This is a genomic window from Corynebacterium sp. HMSC05E07 (assembly GCF_001807225.1).
GTDB lineage: Bacteria > Actinomycetota > Actinomycetes > Mycobacteriales > Mycobacteriaceae > Corynebacterium > Corynebacterium singulare.
On the sequence record NZ_KV788275.1, the window covers coordinates 81,632 to 82,020 of the forward strand.

Here is a 389-nt window from a genome sequence, read left to right on the forward strand (position 1 = left end):
CTCATCCCCGCTTACGCGGGGAGCACCACAGCGTGAGCTTGAGGTTTTAGCGGCTGACGGGCTCATCCCCGCTTACGCGGGGAGCACCCTACTCAGTTGGCGGCGGCTGACCCCCAGACGGGCTCATCCCCGCTTACGCGGGGAGCACGCAAACATCACCACAGGGACAAACGGGACAAAGGGCTCATCCCCGCTTACGCGGGGAGCACAACCGCGACGCCACCTTCCCCGCACGCCTCAGCGGCTCATCCCCGCTTACGCGGGGAGCACGTCGAGATGGTGTGGGACGGCGCGCAGGCGGTGGGCTCATCCCCGCTTACGCGGGGAGCACTTCGGGAACACGAAACCGAGCAATTCGCGCGGGGGCTCATCCCCGCTTACGCGGGGAG